The following is a 22,053-nucleotide window of genomic DNA, read 5'->3' as shown; positions in this document are numbered from 1 at the left end:
GTACCGCCGTTGCCGTCGGTGGCCTGGAGGACCACGTCGTCGGTGGTGCCGTAGACGACCGAGGCCTGGGTCTTGCCGCCCGGGGTGGTGATCGTCTTCAGCAGTCCGGCGGACCGCTTCGCGGCCTGGTACTGCGCGGAGATCACGTCCGGGACGAGCGGCTCGGAGTAGACGGCCACCTCGGCCATCTGGCCGGTGAAGTGCCCGAGCTTGTCGTTCGGGTTCATCGACGGCCAGCCGTCGATGTTCACACCGGCGCCGAGGGTGATGTAGGGCTGCACCCAGTCGTTGATGGTGCCCGCGAGGGAGCCCTGCGAGACGCCGTCGAGGTACAGGGTCTGGCTGTTGGCCACACCCGTCAGGACCGCGTTGTGCCACTGGCCGTCGGTGACGGTCGCGGTGGACGTGATCGTGGACATGCAGCCGGGCGACATGGCCAGGCAGCCGCGCAGCTTGCCGTCCATGCCGACGTAGACGGCCGGGGTGTTCTTCGTGGTGTTGGCGACCGGGTTGGGGTCGCTGAGCGGCTTGTCGCCGTAGTAGAAGAGGACACCGCCCGCCGTGGTCGTCTTGAACCACAGCGACACCGACGTGTACGACGGGGTGGCGCCGGGAGCGCTCGGCATCTCCACGTAGGAGGTGGTGCCGTTGAACGTGGCCGTCTTCTGCGTGGACCCGGCGAGCACGGAGGCGCTGCCCAGGGTCACGTTCTTGTAGATGCCGTTGTACTTGCCCTGGTTGGCGTCGATCGCGTCGGCCGCGACCGTGCCGGACGTCTCACCGAGCCGCCAGTACGCGAACGGGTCGGCGTCCAGGACCGTGGTGCGGTAGTGGTTGCCGGCGGCGTACGCGTACGTCGTGCACTTGGTCCAGTCGGCCGGCGGGCACACCTTGGTGAGCTGGTCACCGGTGTAGCCGTACTGCCAGGTCTGGACCGTGGTGGCGTCGCCCGCGGTCGAGGGGTCGGTGAAGACCTTCTCCACGTGCGGCACGGTCGCGCCCGCCGGGGTGAACCAGGTGAGGCCGAGCGACCGCTTCGACGTGTCGTTGGTGATCTTCGTCAGACGCTTGTTCGCGTCGTACGTGAACGACTCGGTGCGGCCGGCGAAGTCCTTGATCGTCTTGATCGCGTACGTGCCGGTCTTCGCGGTGGCCTGCGTGAGGCCGTACTCCGTGAAGTCCTTGTCCGTCAGCGCGTAGCCGACGAGCGGGGAGGCCGCGGGTGCCAGCCGGGCGTAGCGGCCCAGCGGAGGTACGAACGTGCCGTCGGTGTTGCGGCCGAAGGCGACCTGCTCACCGCCGGGGTAGGTGATCACCACGCTGGTGACCGTGCCGGCGCCGTCCTTGACCTCGGTGGCCTTCATGTCGGCGATCGTCGACCAGCCCGCGCCGAAGGCGCCGTCGATCCGGGGGTCGAGGCTGTTGTAGGAGCGGTCGATCTCCAGGGACGGGCCGATGACCGGGACGTCGGCGTCGGTGTCCTCGGTGGTGTAGTTGCCGTCCGACGGGTCGAACTCGTGGCCGTCGGTGTTCATCGAGAGACCCGAGGTGACCGGCGGCTGCGGGACGGCGGTGGTGAAGCGGCTGGAGTGGGTGATCTCCGTCGTGCCGTCACTGACGCCGACGTACCAGGCGTAGTTCTTCGACCACTTGAGCTTGCCCGCCGGGATCTTCCAGTTGCTCTTGGCCAGAGCACCGGAGGTGACGACGAGCGCGGAGGTGTCGGCGTCGTAGACCTCGAAGGTGTACGACAGCGGGCTCGGCCCCTTGTCGGCGTCGCTCGCGTAGACGAGCAGCTCCGGCTGGAGGCTGTTGGCCTGGAAGTTCTCCGGCGGGTACGAGGCGTTGACCTGCGGGGCGGTGTTCGCCGTGTAGGTCAGGTCGAGGGCCGGGCGGAAGCCGGCCGTCGCCGAGTTGTCGGAGTGGAACTTCTTCCAGTGCAGCATGTCGTTGGTCGGCGCGGTCAGCGCCAGACCGTAGTTGGCCGCGCCGCCGGCGACCTGGTTGAACCAGGTCGTGTTCAGGCTGACCGGCATCTTCACGCCGACGCTCGCCGAGTTCCCGGTGTTGGAGCAGGAGGCTCCGGGGGCGGGGGTCGCCGAGCCCATGGCCGCGCCGAAGCTCGGGCCGGGGTAGCTGGTCACGCCCGACGGGGTCCAGGACTGGGTGACGGGGTGCACCGAGAAGGACTGGGCGGCGCAGGTCGAGGACCAGAGCGCGTAGACGTTCAGGGTGGCGGCGGTGACCCGCTTGCCCGCCAGGGTCGTACCGAGCGAGGAGAACTGGAGGAACGAGTTCGTCTTGTTGGTGCCCGAGTCGTACGAGCCGACCTTGATCTGCGTCTCGGTGGAGTGGTCGCCACCGATGGTGTTCTGCGTGTACGTGGAGTTCGACGCGGTCACCGTCGGGTCGACGGTCACCGGGTAGACCCGGGCCGGGTCGTCCAGCCAGGCGCGGTCCGCGGTCATCCGCAGCGCCGGCTTGCCGTCCACCGTGACGAGCTCGTAGGTCACGGCCCGCGACTGGGCGGGGTCGCCCGAGCGCGGGTCGATCTTGGAGTCCTCCATGAACGCGTGCGGGATGGTCGCGGTGACCTTGCCGTTCGCGTCGGTGAACTCCACGTCGCCGTCGGCGGCCAGGCGGGGGGTGAGCCCCTGCACCGCGAGCGGGAAGGTCCAGGAGTTCGCGGCCCGCGGCGAGCGCAGGACGACGTTCTCCTTGAAGCCCTCCGCGAGCGGCACGAGCTGCACGTCGGTCTCGGGCAGCACGCCCGGGTACGTCACCGTGCCGTTCGCGGCGACGGTGGGCTCGGTCCGCGCGGCGCCCTTGAGCGCGTACGCGAGGGAGCGTCCGGCGCCGAAGTCGACCGAGGCGAGCTGCTGGTCGGCGGCGTCCGGCGCGAACTCCACGTCGAGGGAGTTCGCACGCTGCTGGAGCCGGCCGTCGGTGTCCTCGGTCAGCCGGGTGTCGATCGGCTTCCACGAGCCGTCGGTGCCCTTGAAGTTCGTACGGCCGGGGAAGTGGCGCACGGTGGTGGAGCCGTCGGCGTTGACGTAGAAGTCCGACGTCGCCGTCGACTTCTTCGCGTCCCGCTCGCTGGTGCGGGCGTCGAAGCTCTTGGCGTCACCGCGGGCGGCGCCGGTCTTCGACGTGCCGGGACGGTCGGTCTCCCGCTCGAACACGTCGAGCTCGCCCTTGCCCTTGCCGGGCTTGCGCCCCGCCTCGCCTTCGAGGCTCGTGGCGTCGGACGAGGCGTGGTGGCTCTTGCCACGGGCCGTGCCGCCCTGCTGGTCAGGGGTGTCGAGCGGGTTCTCCTGAATCCACTTCCACAGCCCCGAGAGGGTCAGCTGCGGCATGCGCACCGGTTCGAGCGTGACGCCCGCGGCGAGCGCCGATTCGGTGCTGATCATGAGGAAGAGTGAGATGAGTACGGAAAGAGCCGTAGCCCTCAGCCTGCGTCTCCCGGTGCGACCCGGTGGGAACAGGCGAGGGCTACGGACCCGGCGTATACGCATGGGCCAGCCTTTACTAACGCGATGCTTACAAAGCTTCGCGAGCCTGCCCGATGACGGAGCACCAGTTCCCACCAGGGTAGGGTTTTTTACTGTCCCTTTAAGAAGTGGAGGGAACTCTTCCGTCAGCTGCCTGAGGCCAGTTGCTTCAGCGTCGCCGCGATGTCGTCCTTCAAGGACGCTCCGGGCGCCACCCGGACCAGGTTGCCGTGCGCGGCGCCGCCGTCCTGGGCGACCGTCACGAACCGGACCTCCGGGTTCTTCTCCACCGCCGCTTCGGCCGCCGCCACCTGCGGGGCGCCCGAGACGACGACGATCTCGCAGTTCCGCTGCACCAGGCCGTTGAGGAACGGGACGGCGTTCGCCACCGACTGCTCCCCCATCACCGGCACGTACGTCACCCGGATGCGCTTGTCCAGGGACGCCGCCTGCATCCCCTCCCAGACCGGGGCCGCCGGGGCGCCCGACACGATGCCCCGCTCGTCGGTGAGGAGGCAGGCGTCGTAGTCCTCGTAGGCGCGGGCCCGGGGGTCGGGCGGGGTGCCGCGGTCCTCGGAACCGGCGAACAGCCAGGCGCCGAGCAGGCCGAGGACCAGGACCAGGACGGCCCCCAGGGCCCAGCCGACCCGGCCGCGCAGCGCTCCCGCGGCGGCGGCGAGCAGCCCGGAGACCCGGACCGCGGACCCCGTGTCCTTCTTGGCCGCCTGACGCTCCGTGGTACGCCAAGCGCGTCGGGTCTTCATCGGACGGCCTCGTTCACGATCGTGGGACCTCTCACGGATGCGCGCGCCGGGGCGCACGGGTGTACGGCAGGGGACGCCGTACGGTACATCCCCCACCGTGAAGATCACCCGCCGGGCCCCGGGCACCCCCAGGGGCCCTCGCTCAGGCGGTGACGCGGTGCCGGACCCACACGTTGGGCTCGACGTAGACCGCGTAGCCGCGCGAGGCCTCGCAGTGGACGGGCACCAGCGCGCCCTCGACCTCGACGGGGCCGTCGGTGTCGAAGGGGAGACCGGTCCACTTGCGCCACTGCTCGACGGACCCGGAGACCGTCATCGAGGCCGGGGCCACCGCCTCGATCACACCGCCCGCGCGCACATGGACGCGGAGCCACGCGTCGTGCGGCAGACCGTCGGCCTCGCGGGTACGGAAGGCGTACTCGTGGATGGAGGCGGCGGCCTCCAGGTGCTTGCCGTTGGGGCGGACCGGGGCGACGAGTTCGGAGAAGCCGCGCGCGGCGACGTTGGCCCGCATGGCGGCCAGCATCCGGTGCGAGACGCCCTGGCCGAGGGCGCTGGTGTCGACGGTGATCTCGATGGCGCTGACGGTGTCGGCCTCCCGGCCGTGCTTCAGGTCGGAGAACGCCCAGAGCAGCACCTCGTCCCAGCCCCGGGCGGGCAGCTCGCGGCGCCCGTCCACGTCGAGCCGGAAGGGGACGCTGAAGCCGCGGGCGACGACCTTGCCGTCGGCGTCGGTGGCGATGAGGACGTACTCGGGCAGCTCGCGCACGATCCGGCCGATGTTCGCCCAGCCGACCGGGTCGTACATCATGAACTCGGGCCAGAGGTCGAGCATGTCCCACATCGGCCCTTCCAGCTCGGGGCGCTCGGCGAGGGTCGATATGTTGAGGTCCATAGCGGCAGGGTAAAGATCGTTTCCCCGCGGTCCAAGCGATTTTCCGCAGGAAGGTTTCTCCGACGGAAGCTTCCACCGCGGGAAGCAGCCGCCGCTACGGAAGCTTCTGCTGCGGGCAGGTGCGGAGGACCCGCTTCATCGCGTCCCGCTCCGCCGCCGTCACCCACACCCCGTACTTCTTCTTCACCGCGATCTGCCGGGCCACGTACGCGCAGCGGTACGACGTGTTCGGCGGCAACCAGGTCGCCGCGTCGCCGTCGGACTTGCGGCGGTTGGTGACCGCGTCGACGGCGAGCAGGTTGAGCGGGTCGTTGGCGAAGCTGCGCCGGGTCCCGGTGTCCCACTTCTGCGCGCCCTTCTGCCAGGCGTCGGAGAGGGCGACGACATGGTCGATGTCGACCTTGCTGCGGCCCCGGACGTAGGCGACGGCGGTGCCGGTGTACGGGTCGTCGGCGAGGGTGCCGGAGGCGACCTTGCAGCGGCCGTCCGTGAAGCGGACGCCGGCCAGGTCGCGCTTGAGTATGTCGTCGCGGGTGCCGCAGCCGTTGCCGTCGACGTCCGCCCAGGCGCGGCCGAACTTCTCCCGCTCGTAACCGGTCTTCGGGGCCCGGCCCTTGACGGTGAGCGTGTCCACGGCGGCGAGGGCCGTACCCCGCGCGGCGGGCTTCCCGGCGCCACCGCCGTCGCCTCCCGGGGTGTCGGCCCCCGGTGAGCAGGCGGTGGTGACGAGCGCGGCGACGGCGAGGGCCGTGGCGGTCAGGGTCCTTCGGTACGTCAACACCCTGGAATCCTAGGCGGGACGGGCTTCAGGGCCTCATCCCGGGACGGATTCCAGGGCCTCACACCTTTCCGATGCCGAGGGTGTTCTCGGCGGGCAGCAGGCCGGAGCCGATCACGGCGAGCCAGGGGGTGCCGAGCAGGTCGGCGAGACGGGCGGTGTCGGCGGGGCCGAGGGCCGTCCAGGGGGCGGCGGCCAGTTCGTCGGTACGCCGCTCGACCTCCGCGCGCAGGGCCCGGCCGACGTCCGTGGCCGACCCGTCGGGGTGTACGAGCCCCCGGGCGGCGAGCCGTTCCCGCGCGGCCGACCACTCGGCCGGGCTCCAGCCGCGGCTCTCGAAGACGGCCTCGGGGGCGGCTCCGATCGCCGCGAAGGAGACGAGCGACTCGACCGGATCGAGCCCGGCGACGAGGAGCGCCGCGAGGTGTCCGTCGCCGCGGTGTTCGCGCAGGACCGTCGCGGCCTGCCAGAGGACCAGGTGCGGGGCCTCGGACCAGGGCAGGTCGGCGTTGGCGGCGGCGAGGGGACGCCCGTGCGCCCCGGCGGCTTCGGCGGCGCGCCGGGCGAGCGCGGCGGCCTCGGCGAGTTCGGGGCCCGTGACGACGTCGTCGCCCAGGACGGTCCGGTAGGTGCGGTCGACGGCCCGGAGCCGGGCGGCGAGGACCTCGGCCGGGCGCGCGGTGTCCCAGGCGGCGGGGACGTACCGGGCGGCCATGGCGGGGCTGAAGCTGTAAAAGGCGGAGGTCACGCGGTCCGCGCTCGCGGCGCCGAGGGGCGCGGCGCGCCAGGCGAAGTAGGAGGGCCAGCGCTCTCCGGTGTCGTAGCCGAGGGCGGCGGCCTCGTCGAAGGCCTCGGGGGCGTAGTAGAGCAGGGCGTGCAGGGGTTCGAGCAGGTGCCACATCTGACGTACGCGTCCGGATTCCACGACGTGCTCCCTCCACCTCATCTTGTCACTGACAAGATACTGCGCCCGCTCCCTCGAACTTGTCAATGACTAGATGAGGGATACGCTGCTGCCATGACGAGCCGGAGCACCTACCACCACGGCGACCTGCGGCAGGCCGTCCTCGCCGCCGCCCTCGACGTCATCGCCGCCGACGGCCCCGGGGCGCTGAGCCTGCGCGACCTCGCGCGCCGCGCGGGCGTCTCGCACGCCGCACCCGCCCACCACTTCAAGGACCGCACCGGACTCCTCACGGCCCTCGCCGCCCAGGGGTACGACCTCCTCGCCGGGGCCCTCGCCGCCGCGCCCGACCTGCGCGAACGCGGGGTGCGGTACGTGCGCTTCGCGACGGAGCACCCCGCCCACTTCCAGGTCATGTTCCAGCCGGAGCTCCTGCGCGCCGACGACCCGGACCTCCTCGCCGCCAAGGAACGCGCCTCCGCCGGCCTCCGCGCGGGCGTCGCGGAACTCCGGGACGTGGCCGACCCCCGCGCGGCGGGCATCGCCGCCTGGTCCCTCGCCCACGGCTTCGCGACCCTGCTCCTCACCCACAACGTGCGGGACGCGCTGGGCGACCGGGACCCGGAGGAGTACTTCCGCACCCTCACGGGCCTGCTCTTCACCGGTCAACTCCCGCCGGAGGGTGGGGAATAGGCGGCGCCGGCCGGTAATTGACCAGAGCATGCACACGTCGCACACTCTTCGCCGCGCCACCCTCGCCCTCGTCACCACCGCCGCACTCGCCCTGGCGCCGACCGCCCTCGCCGACACCGCCCGCGCCGACACCGCCCTTACCGGCACCGTCCTCTCCGCCACCGGCCGCACCGACTCCGCCCTCTCCGCCACCGGCCACCACGGCCCGGCCTGGCGGGCCGCCTGGGCCGCGTCCCCGCAGTCGCCGACCGCGCCCCTCGGCCCCAACTGGTCGCAGCAGGGCTTCGACAACCACACGGTCCGCCAGGTCGTCCGCGTCACCACCGGCGGCAACCGGGCCCGGATCGAGCTGACGAATCGTTACGGCTCCACTCCGCTGCGGATCACGGGCGCCACCGTCGCCCGCACCGCCGAAGGCAGCGCGATACGTCCGGGCTCCGTGCGCCACCTGCGCTTCGACGGCCGGCCGTCCGTCACGATCCCGGTCGGCGGCACCCTCCTCAGCGACGCCGCGAACCTGCCCGTCGAGGCCTTCGGATCGCTGACCGTCACCCTCTACCTGGCGGGCGGGACGGGCCCCGCCACCTTCCACCACTTCGCCTCGGCCACCAGCTACCGCGCCACCGGCGACCACCGCGCCGACCCGGTCGGCGCCGCCTTCACCGAGACCAGCACCTCCTGGTACTACCTCTCGGGCGTCGAGGTCACCGGCGGCCCCGACACCGCACGCCGCGACGGCGTCGTCGCCTTCGGCGACTCCATCACCGACGGCGTGGGCTCCACCCAGGACGCCGACCACCGCTACCCCGACGAGCTCGCCGAACGCCTCGCCGCCGCCGGCCGCCCCCGCGCCGTCCTCAACCACGGCATCGCGGGCAACCAGGTCGTCAACGACACCACCTGGGCGGGCGAGAAGGCCCTGACCCGCTTCCGGCAGGACGTCCTCACCGAACCCGGCGTGCGGACCGTCGTCCTCCTCGAAGGCATCAACGACATCGGCGGCAGCACGGTGGACTTCCCCGCCGCCCCCACCCCCGACGTCTCCGTCGACCGCCTGATCGCGGGCCACCGCACCCTGATCCGCGAGGCCCACGCCAAGGGCCTCAAGGTCATCGGCGCGACCCTGACCCCGGTCAAGGGCTCCTTCTACGACACCCCGGCCAACGAGGCCAAGCGGGACGCCTTCAACGACTGGGTCCGCACCTCGGGCGCGTACGACGCGGTCGTCGACCTCGACCGCGCGGTGGCGGACCCGGCCGACCCGGACCGCATCCTCCCCGCGTACGACTCGGGCGACGGGCTCCACCCGAACGACGCCGGCTACACGGCGATGGCCCAGGCCCTGGACCTCGACGAGCTGTGAGCCCTCGGGGGCGCGCGGAAACGGTACGCGCGCCCCCGACCGTACGGCTCCTCCTGGCTACGACCCGAGGATCGTCGTCAGGAACTCCCCCGTCCACGCGAGGAGTTCGCGGCCCACCACCGGCTTGCCGCCGATCTTGCCCGTCGTCGGGCGCGGAACCAGGATCTGGTGGACGGCCGGCTTGATCACCGTGCGCGGGTAGAGGCGCTTCAGGCGCAGCTCCTGCGACTCGCGCAACTCCACCGGCGCGAAGCGGATGTTGGGGCCCTGGAGGACGATCTCGCCGACCCCGCACGCGCGGGCCAACATCCGCAGGCCCGCCACCAGGAGCAGGTTCTCGACGGGCTCGGGGAGCTTGCCGTAACGGTCGGTGAGTTCCTCCCGTACGGCCCTGATGTCCTCCTCCGAGTTCGCGGAGGCGATCGAACGGTACGCCTGGAGCCGCAGCCGCTCCCCCGGCGCGTAGTCGTGCGGCATGTGGGCGTCGACCGGCAGCTCGATCTTCACCTCCAACGGCGCCTCCTCCTCCGCGCCGCCCTCCATCTGCGCCCGGTAGTCCGCGACCGCCTCGCCGACCATCCGTACGTACAGGTCGAAGCCGACGCCCGCGATGTGACCGGACTGCTCGCCGCCGAGCAGGTTGCCCGCGCCGCGGATCTCCAGGTCCTTCATCGCCACGTACATGCCGGCGCCCATCTCGGTGTGCTGCGCGATCGTCGCGAGCCGCTCGTGGGCGGTCTCCGTCAGCGGCTTCTCCGGCGGGTAGAGGAAGTACGCGTACCCCCGCTCCCGCCCTCGTCCCACCCGGCCGCGCAGCTGGTGGAGCTGCGAGAGACCGAAGTTGTCGCCGCGCTCCACGATCAGGGTGTTGGCGTTGGAGATGTCGATGCCGGACTCCACGATCGTCGTGGAGACGAGGACGTCGAACTTCTTCTCCCAGAAATCGACCACGACCTGTTCCAGGGCGCTCTCGCCCATCTGGCCGTGCGCGGTCGCGATCCGCGCCTCGGGGACGATCTCCCGGAGGCGGGCGGCCGCGCGGTCGATGGAGTCGACCCGGTTGTGGATGTAGAAGACCTGGCCCTCGCGCAGGAGTTCACGCCGGATCGCGGCGCCGATCTGCTTCTCCTCGTACGGGCCGACGAAGGTGAGGACCGGGTGCCGCTCCTCCGGCGGGGTGGTGATCGTCGACATCTCTCGGATGCCGGTGACCGCCATTTCGAGGGTACGGGGGATGGGCGTGGCCGACATGGTGAGGACGTCGACGTTGGCGCGGAGCTTCTTCAGCTGCTCCTTGTGCTCGACGCCGAAACGCTGCTCCTCGTCGACGACGACCAGGCCCAGGTCCTTGAACTTCGTCTCGGAGGAGAAGAGGCGGTGGGTGCCGATGACGATGTCGACCGCCCCGTCCCGCAGACCCTCCAGGGTCGCCTTCGACTCGGTCTCCGTCTGGAAGCGGGACAGCGCCCGCACCTTCACCGGGAACTGCGAGTAGCGCTCGCTGAACGTGCCGAAGTGCTGCTGCACGAGCAGCGTCGTCGGGACGAGGACCGCGACCTGCTTGCCGTCCTGCACCGCCTTGAAGGCCGCCCGTACCGCGATCTCCGTCTTGCCGTAGCCCACGTCGCCGCAGATCAGCCGGTCCATGGGGACCGTCTTCTCCATGTCCTCCTTCACCTCGGCGATGGTGGACAGCTGGTCGGGGGTCTCGGCGTACGGGAAGGCGTCCTCCAGCTCCCGCTGCCAGGGCGTGTCCGGGCCGAAGGCGTGGCCGGGGGCCGCCATCCGCGCGCTGTACAGCTTGATCAGGTCGGCCGCGATCTCCTTGACGGCCTTCTTCGCGCGCGCCTTCGTCTTCGTCCAGTCCGCGCCGCCGAGCCGGTGCAGGGTCGGCGCCTCGCCGCCCACGTACTTGGTGACCTGCTCCAGCTGGTCGGTCGGGATGTACAGCCGGTCGCCGGGCTGGCCGCGCTTGGCGGGGGCGTACTCGACGAGGAGGTACTCGCGGGTCGCGCCCTGCACGGTCCGCTGGACCATCTCCACGTACCGGCCGACGCCGTGCTGCTCGTGCACGATGTAGTCGCCGACCTCCAGGGTCAGCGGGTCGATCGTCTTGCGGCGCTTGGCCGGCATCCGCTGGCCGTCCTTGCCGGCCGCCTTCTGGCCGGACAGGTCGGTCTCGGTGAGGACGGCGAGCTTGAGCGCCGTGTCGACGAAGCCGAAGTCGATGGAGCCGCAGGCGACGTGGACGACGGCCGGGGAGATCTCCGTCAGGTCGCCGGCGAGCCGGGCCGCGATGCCCTCGCCGCCGAGCACCTCGACCGTACGGGCCGCCGGGCCGTGGGCCTCCGTGACGTACACCGTGCGCCAGCCGTCGGCCAGCCAGCCCTTGGTGTCGGCGAGCGCCCGGGCGGTGTCGCCGCGGTACGACTCCGGGGCGTGCATGCCGAGCACGAGGGTGTCGCCGTCGGCGTCACCGGCGTCCGCCGCGAACGGCGACACCGACCACCACGCCATGCCCAGCTCGCGCGCCCGGTCCCGTACGTCCGCGATCCCCCACAGGGAGGCCGCGCCGACGTCGATCGGGGCCTCGCCGCCGCCTGCGGTCGCCGCCCACGAGGCCTGGAGGAACTCCTGGCTCGTGGCGACGAGGTCCGAGGCCCGGGTCCGCACCCGCTCCGGGTCGCAGACGACGGCCATGGCGCCCTTCGGCAGGACGTCGAGCAGCAGCTCCATGTCGTCGACGAGGACGGGGGCGAGGGACTCCATGCCCTCGACGGCGATCCCCTCGGCGATCTTGTTGAGCAGCTCGCCCAGCTCGGGGTGCTCCTCGGCGAGCGCCCGCGCCCGCTCCCGTACGTCCGCCGTCAGGAGCAGCTCACGGCAGGGCGGCGCCCAGAGGCCGTGCTCCGCGACTTCCAGGGACCGCTGGTCGGCGACCTTGAAGTAACGGATCTCCTCGATGTCGTCGCCCCAGAACTCGATCCGGAGGGGGTGCTCCTCGGTCGGCGGGAAGACGTCCAGGATGCCGCCGCGCACGGCGAACTCGCCGCGCTTCTCGACGAGCTCGACGCGGGAGTAAGCGGCGGCGGCGAGCCCCTCGACGATCCCGTTCAAGTCCGCCGTCTGCCCACTCCGCAGACTCACCGGCTCCAGGTCCCCGAGGCCCTTGACCTGCGGCTGGAGTACGGAGCGGATGGGCGCGACGACGACGCTGACGGGGCCTGCGGCCGGGTCGTCGTCCCGGGGGTGGGCGAGGCGGCGCAGTACGGCGAGGCGGCGGCCGACGGTGTCGGATCGAGGGGACAGCCGCTCGTGCGGCAGAGTCTCCCAGGAGGGGTACTCGGCGACCGTGTCGGGGTCGAGCAGCGACCGCAGCGCGGCGGCGAGGTCCTCGGCCTCCCGGCCGGTCGCGGTCACCGCGAGCACCGGGCGCCCCGAGTCCCGGGCGAGCGCGGCGACGGCGAAGGGCCGCGCGGCGGCCGGCCCGACCAGGTCCACGTGCGGACGGTTCCCGTCGGCGGCGGCCTTCACCGCCTCGGCGAGGGCCGCATCCTTGACGACGACATCAAGCAGGCCGTGCAGGCTCATGGACTTCCATCCCGGGTTCGGACGACGGGGCGTGGCGGGCAACGCGAACAGCCCGACACGTCGAACGGGCCGGGTTGCTCCCGGACGCGCAGGGCCCGGTGATCCCCAGCCTACGACGCCCCACAGACACCCGCCCCCGAACCACACCCGGCCCGCCGCGCCGCCCCAGCGGAACGAATGCCCACAACGCGCGCCGGCCAGGGCAGCGCGTGGCCCCGGAGGGCCTGGCAGGGGCCTCCGGGGCCGTACGGGAGACACGTACCGCCGCTACTCGCTCGCGATCGCGTTCAGGACGTTCATCCGGCCCGCTCGGAACGCCGGCACAAGGGCTGCGAACAGCCCCACGAACGCCGACCCCACGAACACCGTCAGGATCGTCGGCCACGGGATCTCCAGGACGCCGAGGCCCTCAAGGGCCAGCAGCTTCTGGGCCGCCGTGCCCCAGCCCATGCCCAGACCGAGGCCGAGCAGGGCGCCGAAGAGCGCGATGACCACCGACTCCAGGCGGATCATGCGCCGCAGCTGCCGCCGCGAGAGCCCGATCGCCCGCATGAGCCCGATCTCGCGGGTCCGCTCGACGACCGAGAGGGCCAGCGTGTTCACGACACCGAGGACGGCGACGACGATCGCCAGGGCGAGGAGCCCGTACACGATGTTGAGCAGCTGTCCGACCTGGTTCTTCAGGTCCTCCTTGTAGTCGGCCTGGTTGCTCACCTTGTACTGCGGGTACGGCGCGAGCGCGTCCTTGAGCGACTGGTAGGCCGCGGTCTCCTGCCCGTCCTTCGCGCTGGCGAGGAGGAGCAGGCTGTTCGGCAGGCGGTCGGCGGGGACGTACTCGGCGAGGGTGGTGACGTTCGTGTACATCACCCCGTTGTCGACGTTGCCGGTGTCCGCGGTGATCGCCGCGACCTTGAGCTTCGCCGGCTTCCCGCCCTTGCCGCTTCCGAAGGCGACGGTCAGGGTGTCGCCGACCTTCACGCCGTGCTCGGTGGCGTAGTCGCTGCCCACCGACATCGCACCCGGCCCGTAGGCGCCGGCGAGGGTGCCCGCGGTGGTCTCCCGGCGCAGGTCCTCCATGTACGTCGGGTCGGTGGCGGCCAGGTCGGCCTTCGCGGTCTTCCCGCGCGGGTCGGTGACGGTGGCGTCGACCCACTTGTACTCGCTGACGTGGTCGAGGCCCGGCGCCTTCTCCAGCGCGGCCTGGGCCTGCGGCACGATCGGCTGCCCGGTGCCGGACTGCACGATGAAGTCGGCGCCGACGGACCGGTCGAGTTCGTCGGTGGCGGAGGCGACCATCGAGGAGCCGACGACCGACAGGCAGGCGACGAGCGCGAGGCCGATCATCAGGGCGGCGCCGGTCGCGCCGGTGCGGCGCGGGTTGCGGAGCGCGTTCCGCTCGGCCATCCGGCCGACCGGGCCGAAGACCCGCAGGACGACGACACCGAGGGCGCGGACGACTCCGCCCGCGAGGAGCGGGCCGATGACGACGAAGCCGAGGAGGGTGAGGACGACTCCGAGGCCGAGCCACATCGATCCGGGACCGGCCTCCTCGGCGCGGGCCGCGGCGACCAGGGCGGCCGCTCCGGTGGCGGTGAGGGCGAGCCCGATCCCGCCCCGCACCCGGCCGGCCTTGCCGTCGGCGGGGGTGCCCGCGTCGCGGAGGGCGGCCATCGGGGAGACCTTCCCGGCGCGGCGGGCCGGGATGTAGGCGGCGAGGACGGTGACGACGATGCCGAGGGCGAGGCCGGCGGCGGGGGTCGTCCACTTCACGGTGAGGTCGCCGGTGGAGAGTTCCATGCCCATGGAGGACATGAGTTCCATGAGGCCGACGGCGAGCCCGACGCCCGCCGCGATTCCGGCGATCGAGCCGACGAGGCCGAGGAGCAGCGCTTCGATGAGGACGGACCGGTTGATCTGCTTGCGGCTGGAGCCGATGGCCCGCATGAGGCCGATCTCGCGGGTGCGCTGGGCGACCAGCATGGAGAAGGTGTTGACGATGAGGAAGATGCCGACGAGGACGGCGATCCCGGCGAAGCCGAGCATCGCGTACTTCATGACGTCGAGGAAGCCGGCGACGTCCTCGCGGCCCTCGTCGGCGGCCTCGGCGGCGGTCTGGAGCTTGTAGCCGTCGCCGATGGCGGCGGCGATGTTCCTCTTGAGGACGTCGTCGCTGACACCGGTCTCGGCGTCGGCGGCGATCTGCGTGAACAGGCCTTCCTTGCCGAGCAGTTCGCGCTGCGCGGTGGGGGTGTCGAAGTAGACGACGGTGGCGCCCGGGTTGGTGACCTTGAAGTCGACGATGCCGGAGATCTTCGCGGTGAAGTCACCGATGACGGAGATGGTCCGCAGCTCGTCGCCGAGCTTCAGGCCGTGCTTCTCGGCGGTGGCACCGTCGACGACGACATCGGTGGGGCCGCGCGGCTCGTGGCCGGAGGCGATCTCCACCGAACGCAGCTCGTTGGGGCTCCAGTTGACGGCGATGGTCGGGGCGCCGCTGGTGGGCCCGACGTTCTTGTTCTTCGCGTCGACGACGGTGACGCCGGTCGTGGCGACGGCGCCCTGGGCGGCCTGGACGCCGTCGGCCTTGCGTACCTGCTCGAGGAGCGAGGCGGGGAAGGCCTCGGGGCGGCCGGACTGCGGGGTCTCGTCCCTGACCGAGCCGCCCTTGGGGCTGACGGTGACGTCGGACGCGGTCGACGCGAAGAGCTTGTCGAACGTCGTGTTCATCGTGTCCGTGAAGACGAGGGTCCCGGAGACGAAGGCGACGGAGAGGAGGACGGCGACGGCGGAGAGCGCCATGCGGCCCTTGTGCGCGAGGAAGTTGCGCAGCGAGGTCTTGAGGACGGTCACGACGTCCGCCCGCGCGCGTCGAAGTCCTTCATGCGGTCGAGGACGGCGTCGGCGGTGGGCCGGAGCATCTCGTCCACGATCCGCCCGTCGGCGAGGTAGAGCACACGGTCGGCGTAGGAGGCGGCGACGGGGTCGTGGGTGACCATGACGATCGTCTGGCCCAGCTCGTCGACGGAGGTGCGGAGGAAGCCGAGGACCTCGGCGCCGGCCCGCGAGTCGAGGTTTCCGGTCGGCTCGTCCCCGAAGATGATCTCGGGCCGGGCGGCGAGCGCGCGGGCCACGGCGACGCGCTGCTGCTGCCCGCCGGAGAGCTCGGTCGGCCGGTGCTTCAGCCGGTCGGAGAGCCCGACGGTGTCGACGACCCGGCGCAGCCACTCGGCGTCCGGCTTGCGGCCGGCTATGTCCATGGGGAGCGTGATGTTCTCCAGGGCGTTCAGGGTCGGCAGCAGGTTGAACGCCTGGAAGATGAAACCGATCCGGTCCCGGCGCAGCTGGGTGAGCTTCTTGTCCTTGAGCCCGGTGATCTCGGTGTCGTCGAGGTAGATCTCGCCGCTGGTGACGGTGTCGAGCCCGGCGAGGCAGTGCATCAGGGTCGACTTGCCGGAACCCGAGGGTCCCATGATCGCGGTGAACTGTCCCCGGGCGATGTCGACGTCGACGGAGTCAAGCGCGACGACCCGGGTCTCCCCGGAGCCGTACGCCTTGACGACCTGACGCGCCCGCGCGGCGACGGCCGTACGCCCTCCAGTACCCCCGTGCCTGGGGATGGTCACAGCCGTGGTCACGTTCTCTCCTAGGAGCAGTGGGTGGGTCGAGCAGTGGGATTTGTAAGTTCAAGTTAAGAAGCCGACGGGCCCCTTCTCGTCCTCCGTCGGGACGAACGACCCCTGGGCCGTATGGGGGAGATGCCCCTAGGGGTTCCTCCACCCCTGGTACGGGTGAGACCCTGACCGCGCCCATTTAGGTGTACGAAGAAAGGAACTACTCGGTGACGGACCCGTCGACCACGCGCGCGGGAGCCGATCCGGCCCCGGCGCCCTCCTCCGACCGTCGCCGGCCCGTCGTCCTCGCGCTCATGCTCGCCATGGGCCTCGCCGCCCTCGACGGCACGATCGTGTCCACCGCGGTCCCGCAGATCGTCGGCGACCTCGGCGGACTGTCCGTCTTCTCCTGGCTGTTCGCCGGCTATCTGCTCGCCGTGACGGTCACCCTGCCGGTGTACGGGAAGCTCAGCGACACCTTCGGCCGCAAGCCGGTCCTCGTCGCCGGGACGGTCCTCTTCCTCGTCGGCTCCCTGCTCTGCGCCGCCGCCTGGGACATGGCCTCCCTGATCGCCTTCCGCGTCGTCCAGGGCCTCGGCGGCGGCGCCCTCCAGGGCACCGTCCAGACCATCGCCGCCGACCTCTACCCGCTGAAGGAACGCCCCAGGATCCAGGCGCGGCTGTCCTCCGTCTGGGCCGCCTCCTCGATCGCGGGCCCGGCCGCCGGCGGCCTCCTCGCGGGGTACGCCGACTGGCGCTGGATCTTCCTGATCAACCTCCCGGTCGGCCTGCTCGCCCTCTGGCTGATCAGCCGGCACCTGGTGGAACCCGCCCGCACCCGGGCGGACGCACCGGAGACGAGGAAGGCCCCACCCCGCGCGCGCGTGCGCGTCGACTGGGCCGGGGCCCTCGCCATCTTCGCCACCGGCGCGCTGCTCATCACCGCGCTCGTCCAGGGCGGCGTCGCCTGGCCCTGGCTCTCCGCCCCGTCCCTCGGCCTCCTCGGCGGGGCCGCCGCCCTCGCCGCCCTGACCGTCGTCATCGAGCGGCGCGCGGCCGAACCGATCATCCCCGGCTGGGTCTGGCGCCGCCGTACGATCGCGGCCGTCAACCTCTCCCTCGGCGCCCTCGGCCTGCTCATGGTCGCCCCGACCGTCTTCCTGCCCACGTACGCCCAGTCCGTCCTGGGCCTCGGGCCGATCGCCGCCGGGTTCGTCCTCTCCTCATGGACGCTCAGCTGGCCCATCGCGGCCGCGCTCTCCAACCGGGTCTACGGCCGCATCGGCTTCCGGCTCACCGCCGTCCTCGGCATCTCGCTCGCGCTGGTCCTGCTGCTCGCGTTCCCGTTCCTGCCGTTCCCCGGCGAGGCCTGGCAGCCCGCGCTCCTGATGCTGCTGCTCGGCGGGGCGCTCGGCCTCTTCCAACTGCCCCTGATCGTCGGTGTGCAGTCGACCGTCCCGTACGAGGAACGCGGCACGACCACCGCCTCCGTCCTCTTCTGCCGCCAGGTCGGCCAGAGCGTCGGCGCGGCCCTGTTCGGCGCCGTCGCCAACGGCGTCCTCGCCGCCCGCCTCGGCGGCACCGGCGACCTGGACGCCCTGGCCCGCTCCCTGGACACCCCGGGCTCCCTCACCGCCGAGGCGGCCGACCACCTGCGGCGTGCGGTCGACGCGGCGGTCGACTACGTGTACCTGGGCGCGGCGGCCGCCGCCGCTCTCGCCCTCCTGGCCCTCCTCACCCTGGCACCGCGCCGCTTCCCGGTCCTGGAGGGGGAGGGGGAGGAGGGGAAGGAGGGGGAGCGACACGGTGCTGAATGACGGGGTCCGGGAGCCTCAACGACAGGAGTCCCGTGTACGGGAGTCTCAGCCGCGCTCGCGGAGGTACGCCTCCAGCTCCGCCGCCCCCGCAAGCATCGCCCTCCCCCGCCCGGACAGCCGTCCGTGCCAGTCGCCGAGGGCGGCCTCCAGCGGTTCGAGCCCGCCGGCCGCCCGTACCTGCGCGATCAAGGGGGCGATCCGCTCCAGCAGATAGCCGCCCCGCCTGAGCTGGTGGGCGAGGCGGGCATCCCGTACGTCGGCGTCGTCGTAGACGCGGTACCCGGTCCGAGGGTCACGGCGGGGGCGTACGAGACCGGCGCGTTCCCACTTCCGTAGGGTCGCGGGCCGGATGCCGAGCTGCTCCGCGAGCGGCCCGATGAAGGTGCCACCGGGCTCGGGATCAGGCACCGCGGCGGGCCCCAGGTCGCGAAGGGCGCTCTCGACGGCCCGCAGGGTCCGCCGGTCGTCGAGCAGCTGGGCGTGGCTCTCGTCGATGAGCCGGAACGCCTCGTCGACCGCGCCCTCGTTCACGGCCCGCATGATCGACGCCGCCGTCTGGTGCCCGTGGCCGGGCACGAGCGCCAGAAACGCGCGCAACGCGCCCGCGTGCAGCGGGGTGTAGGCGCGATAGCCGGAGGGGCTGCGGTCGGCGACGGGGAGGATGCCGGCCTCCTCGTAGTTCCTGACCGCCTGCGTGGACAGACCGTGCACGCGCGCGAGATCAACGGGCCGCAGCCGCCCCTCGCTTTGAAGGTTGCGCCCCACAATCCCCCCGCTATTGCGTAAAAGCCTCCACCGAAGGTTCAACGATACCGTTGAAGGCATGGCGACTGACATCAAGGACACCACCCACCCCGTCGACGCCGCCGCCGTCATGGGGCTGCTCCCGACCCGGCCCCGACTCCTCGCCCTGGGCGAGCCCACCCATGGCGAGGAAGCCCTCCTCGATCTGCGCAACGACCTCTTCCGGCAGCTCGTCGAGGAGGAGGGCTACCGCGCGATCGCGATCGAGAGCGACTGCGTGCGGGGCCTGATCGTGGACGACCACGTCACCTCGGGCACGGGCACGCTCGACGAGGTCATGGAGCAGGGCTTCAGCCACGACTGGGGCGCCTCCGCCGCCAACCGCGAACTCGTGCGCTGGATGAGCCACTTCAACGAAGGCCGCCCCGCCTCCGACCGCCTCCGCTTCGCCGGCTTCGACGGCCCGCTGGAGATCGCCGCCGCCGAAAGCCCCCGCCAGGCCCTCACCGCCCTCCACGACTACCTCGTCGCGGCCGGGGTCGAAGCGGACCTGCTCCCCTACACCCGGGAGACCCTCGACGACCTGCTCGGCACCGACGACCGATGGACCGAACCGGCGGCGATGATGGACCCGAGCAGGTCGGTGGGACGGTCGGCCGAGGCGGGCGAGCTGCGGCTGCTGACCGACGAACTGACGGCACTGCTCGACGCCCAGACACCGCACCTCCTCGCGACGACCTCGCGGGACGACCGGGACCGGGCACGGCTGTACGCCCGCACCGCCGTCGGCCTCCTGCGCTACCACCACGCGATGGCCGACCCGTCGCCGTCGCGCATGACGCGCCTCTGCACGCAACGGGACCTGATGATGGCCCAGAACCTCCTCGCCGTCGCCGCCCGGGGCCCGGCACTCGTCCACGCCCACAACTCCCATCTCCAGCGGGAGCAGAGCTCGATGCGGATGTGGGAGGGGCGGGTGGAGTGGTGGGGCGCGGGGTCGCTGGTGAGCGCCGAACTGGGCGAGGAGTACGGGTTCCTGGCCACGGCTCTCGGCACGATCGGGCACCAGGGCGTCGACGCGCCGCCCCCGGACACCCTCGAAGGCCTCCTGTACGCCCAACCGGCCGAGAGCTGCGTCGTCGACACCCGACGCCTGACGACCACCCTCGACGGCGCCCGCCTCACCCGCCGCGTGTCCCCGTGGTTCGGCTACGCCCCCTTCGATCCGGCGCACCTGACCGACAGCGACGGCATGGTGTTCGTGAAGGACGTCGTCCATCCCTCATGAAATCAGCGGCCCTGGCACTATCTTCACCACTACCGACTGGCAGTGGAGCCGAGGGGGCGTCGTGGTGCGGGGAACTCGAGGGTTGCTGATAGGTGACCGGTACCGGCTCGACCGTGCCCTGGGCTCCGGCGGCTTCGGACGGGTCTGGGCAGCGCGCGACGAAACCCTCCAAACCGACGTCGCGGTAAAGGAGTTATTCCTCAGCGAGCACCTCTCCGAGGACGATCGCAAGGACCTCCTCCTCCGCGCCGGACGCGAGGCCCGCAATGCCGCCAAGCTGCGCGATCACCCCAACATCGTCAGCGTCCACGACGTGGTCACCGTGGACGGCGCCCCCTGGATCGTGATGCAGCTCGTGGAGGGCGGCACCCTCCAGGACAGGCTGGCCGGGAAGGGGCGCCTCTCGGTGGACACCACCGAGAAGGTCGCCAAGGCACTCCTGTGCGCCCTCGACGCGGCCCACAAGCAGGGCATCGTGCACCGCGACATCAAACCGGCCAACGTCATGGTGACCTCGCAGAGCCAGATCCTGCTCACCGACTTCGGCATCGCCGTCAACCAGACCGACTCCAAGCTGACCCAGACCGGCCTGGTCATCGGCTCCCCGTCCTACCTCTCCCCGGAACGGGCCCAGGGCGAGAAGGGCGGCCCCGCAGGCGACCTGTTCTCGCTGGGCATCACCCTGTACGAGGCCGTGGAAGGCACCGTCCCGTTCCACCGCGACAACCCAGCCGGAACGATCCACGCAGTGGCATTCGAGAACACCCCACCGATGCGCCGGGCCGGCCGCCTCGAACCACTCATCACGGCCCTCCTGCAGAAAGACCCGGCCGACCGCCCGTCCATCCGCGAGGCGCTGCGGCTGCTCGACTCCCCGGCAAAGAGGGAGGAGACGACGTCGGAGACCAAGGGGGCGCTGCTGCCCCCCGTATGGACCAGACCGGAGCTGCAGCCCCCGGCATTGAAACCCCCCACCAAGAAGCTGTCACGCGAGCGCAAGGAGGACTTGTGGGTTGCCGGCATATTGGGTGGGCTGGCCACCGTGCTGGTCCTCCTGTACGCGAACAACACCTCCTTCGCCAACGAGGCCAGCGGCAGCGGGGGAATCAACAGGGATGTCTCCTCCGCCGGAGTGGGGGACTGCGTCCACCACGTCGACGCGGGTGCCGATTCACCGGATGCCGGCGAATGGGTCAAGGTTCCTTGCTGGTCAGCCGCCACCAAATACACCGTCAAGTACCGGCTGCCCTCGCAGGCCGGCCCGTACGCGGAGGGGGCCAGCTGCAACAGCTACCCCTTGTGGGTGAGCCTTGGCGACCGTCAGGTCATTAAGTTCGCGGACCAGGACACCAAGACGGAGTGGGACCTGTGCGTGTCCCCGCACCTGAACGACTGAGGGCGTTCCGCACTCCGAGAGAAGAAGTGCGATCCCGGTCCGTTCGGGCGGGCGGCTGCCTACCCTGGGGGCCATGACAGCCCACCTTCCGGAACCTTCGCCGCGCCCCGCCCCGTCGGGGGACATTCGCGCCTCCCACGACGACCGGGAAGCGGTGGTGGACCAGCTGCGCGACGCGGCAGCCGAGGGGCGCATCGATTTCGATGAGCTGGACACGCGCCTGGAGCAGGCGCTGACCTCCAAGACGCAGGGCGAACTGGCCGCCCTGACCGCCGACCTGCCCCCGGTCGACTCCCTCGCCAACCGGCCGCCGCTGGTGCTCAAGGGCGGCATGTACGGCGCCTCCCGGGGCCCCGGCGCCTGGGAGGTCCCCGGGCGGGTGATCGCGCACGGCGGCGTGGGGGGTGTGAAGCTCGACTTCACCCGGGTCGAGTGCCGCCTCACGGAGGTGGTGGTGGAGGCGTACGGGGAGACGTCCGGGGTCACGATCGTCATCCCCGACAGCTGGGTCGCTGACACCGGCGGCATGGACCCCGGCGTCGGCGGCCTGAAGGACGAGACCACCCCCGCCCGGCTCCCGGGCACTCCGCTGCTCCGCCTCACCGGCTCCGGCGGCGCGGGAGGCGTGGTGATCCGCCACCCCAGCCGCCGCGAACGACGCAAGCTGGACGGCAACCCGACGCAGGGCTAGGAGCGTGAGGGAGCCCTGCCCTTCCCA

General features: G+C 71.6%; 15 protein-coding genes. 6 read left to right on the top strand and 9 right to left on the bottom strand.

The window, feature by feature from the left end:
• The 5 genes from ABT034_RS27055 to ABT034_RS27035 form a co-directional block, all read right to left on the bottom strand.
• Positions 1-3,410 (bottom strand): DNRLRE domain-containing protein (locus ABT034_RS27055; protein WP_351219617.1); only part of this gene is annotated, 3,410 nt, incomplete at its 3' end.
• Between the two features lie 227 nt (positions 3,411-3,637).
• A complete protein-coding gene (locus ABT034_RS27050) occupies positions 3,638-4,255 on the bottom strand; it encodes a type 1 periplasmic-binding domain-containing protein (protein WP_351219615.1) in 618 nt (205 codons plus the stop codon).
• Positions 4,256-4,397: 142 nt separating this feature from the next.
• A complete protein-coding gene (locus ABT034_RS27045; RefSeq protein ID WP_351219612.1) occupies positions 4,398-5,150 on the bottom strand; it encodes an N-acetyltransferase in 753 nt (250 codons plus the stop codon).
• Positions 5,151-5,244: 94 nt separating this feature from the next.
• A complete protein-coding gene (locus tag ABT034_RS27040; RefSeq protein ID WP_351219610.1) occupies positions 5,245-5,931 on the bottom strand; it encodes an HNH endonuclease family protein in 687 nt (228 codons plus the stop codon).
• 58 nt (positions 5,932-5,989) lie between these two features.
• Positions 5,990-6,874 carry an SCO6745 family protein gene (locus ABT034_RS27035; RefSeq protein WP_351219608.1) on the bottom strand — a complete coding sequence of 295 codons (885 nt, stop codon included), beginning with the start codon at positions 6,872-6,874 and terminating at the stop codon, positions 5,990-5,992.
• A 72-nt stretch (positions 6,875-6,946) separates the two neighbouring features.
• Between ABT034_RS27035 and ABT034_RS27030 the strand changes: the two genes are divergently transcribed.
• Positions 6,947-7,525, top strand: coding sequence for a TetR/AcrR family transcriptional regulator (locus ABT034_RS27030; protein WP_351219606.1), 579 nt, complete (start codon positions 6,947-6,949; stop codon positions 7,523-7,525).
• Positions 7,526-7,553: 28 nt separating this feature from the next.
• Positions 7,554-8,888 (top strand): SGNH/GDSL hydrolase family protein, encoded by a 1,335-nt coding sequence (locus ABT034_RS27025; protein ID WP_351219604.1) that lies wholly within the window; start codon positions 7,554-7,556, stop codon positions 8,886-8,888.
• 57 nt (positions 8,889-8,945) lie between these two features.
• Here ABT034_RS27025 and mfd read toward each other — a convergent pair whose 3' ends face one another.
• The 3 genes from mfd to ABT034_RS27010 form a co-directional block, all read right to left on the bottom strand.
• Complete coding sequence (gene mfd, locus ABT034_RS27020) at positions 8,946-12,479, bottom strand: transcription-repair coupling factor (protein WP_351219602.1); 3,534 nt, start codon at positions 12,477-12,479, stop codon at positions 8,946-8,948.
• A 267-nt stretch (positions 12,480-12,746) separates the two neighbouring features.
• Positions 12,747-15,329, bottom strand: coding sequence for an ABC transporter permease (locus ABT034_RS27015; RefSeq protein ID WP_351219600.1), 2,583 nt, complete (start codon positions 15,327-15,329; stop codon positions 12,747-12,749).
• Positions 15,326-16,114, bottom strand: coding sequence for an ABC transporter ATP-binding protein (locus ABT034_RS27010; protein WP_351219598.1), 789 nt, complete (start codon positions 16,112-16,114; stop codon positions 15,326-15,328). Before ABT034_RS27010 ends, ABT034_RS27015 begins: the two co-directional genes overlap by 4 nt.
• 203 nt (positions 16,115-16,317) lie before the next feature.
• Between ABT034_RS27010 and ABT034_RS27005 the strand changes: the two genes are divergently transcribed.
• On the top strand, positions 16,318-17,907 hold the full coding sequence (locus ABT034_RS27005) for an MFS transporter (protein WP_351219596.1): 1,590 nt from the start codon (positions 16,318-16,320) through the stop codon (positions 17,905-17,907).
• A 45-nt stretch (positions 17,908-17,952) separates the two neighbouring features.
• Here the strand turns inward: ABT034_RS27005 and ABT034_RS27000 are convergent, their stop codons facing one another.
• On the bottom strand, positions 17,953-18,672 hold the full coding sequence (locus ABT034_RS27000) for a TioE family transcriptional regulator (protein WP_351219594.1): 720 nt from the start codon (positions 18,670-18,672) through the stop codon (positions 17,953-17,955).
• Between the two features lie 58 nt (positions 18,673-18,730).
• Here ABT034_RS27000 and ABT034_RS26995 point away from each other — a divergent pair, with 58 nt between their 5' ends.
• The 3 genes from ABT034_RS26995 (at position 18,731) to ABT034_RS26985 (ending at position 22,026) form a co-directional block, all read left to right on the top strand.
• Entirely contained in the window at positions 18,731-19,939 is a 1,209-nt protein-coding gene (locus ABT034_RS26995; protein ID WP_351219592.1) for an erythromycin esterase family protein, read from the top strand.
• A gap of 82 nt (positions 19,940-20,021) precedes the next feature.
• Entirely contained in the window at positions 20,022-21,335 is a 1,314-nt protein-coding gene (locus ABT034_RS26990; protein ID WP_351219590.1) for a serine/threonine-protein kinase, read from the top strand.
• A gap of 73 nt (positions 21,336-21,408) precedes the next feature.
• Positions 21,409-22,026, top strand: a complete 618-nt coding sequence (locus tag ABT034_RS26985; protein WP_351219588.1) for a DUF1707 SHOCT-like domain-containing protein — start codon at positions 21,409-21,411, stop codon at positions 22,024-22,026.
• Positions 22,027-22,053: the final 27 nt, after the last annotated feature.

Source organism: Streptomyces sp. NPDC002773, assembly GCF_040295605.1.
In the GTDB taxonomy this organism is placed as follows: Bacteria; Actinomycetota; Actinomycetes; order Streptomycetales; family Streptomycetaceae; genus Streptomyces.
The sequence above is the reverse complement of the archived record's forward strand: the minus strand, read 5'-3'. Positions and strand labels throughout refer to the sequence as shown.

Bases quoted from the DNA above. Each gene is read 5' to 3' on its own strand.
- ABT034_RS27035 (WP_351219608.1), bottom strand. From the start codon at position 6,874: ATGAGGTGGAGGGAGCACGTCGTGGAATCCGGACGCGTACGTCAGATG.
- mfd (WP_351219602.1), bottom strand. From the start codon at position 12,479: ATGAGCCTGCACGGCCTGCTTGATGTCGTCGTCAAGGATGCGGCCCTC.
- ABT034_RS27050 (WP_351219615.1), bottom strand. From the start codon at position 4,255: ATGAAGACCCGACGCGCTTGGCGTACCACGGAGCGTCAGGCGGCCAAG.
- ABT034_RS26985 (WP_351219588.1), top strand. From the start codon at position 21,409: ATGACAGCCCACCTTCCGGAACCTTCGCCGCGCCCCGCCCCGTCGGGG.
- ABT034_RS27030 (WP_351219606.1), top strand. From the start codon at position 6,947: ATGACGAGCCGGAGCACCTACCACCACGGCGACCTGCGGCAGGCCGTC.
- ABT034_RS26995 (WP_351219592.1), top strand. From the start codon at position 18,731: ATGGCGACTGACATCAAGGACACCACCCACCCCGTCGACGCCGCCGCC.
- ABT034_RS27045 (WP_351219612.1), bottom strand. From the start codon at position 5,150: ATGGACCTCAACATATCGACCCTCGCCGAGCGCCCCGAGCTGGAAGGG.
- ABT034_RS27025 (WP_351219604.1), top strand. From the start codon at position 7,554: ATGCACACGTCGCACACTCTTCGCCGCGCCACCCTCGCCCTCGTCACC.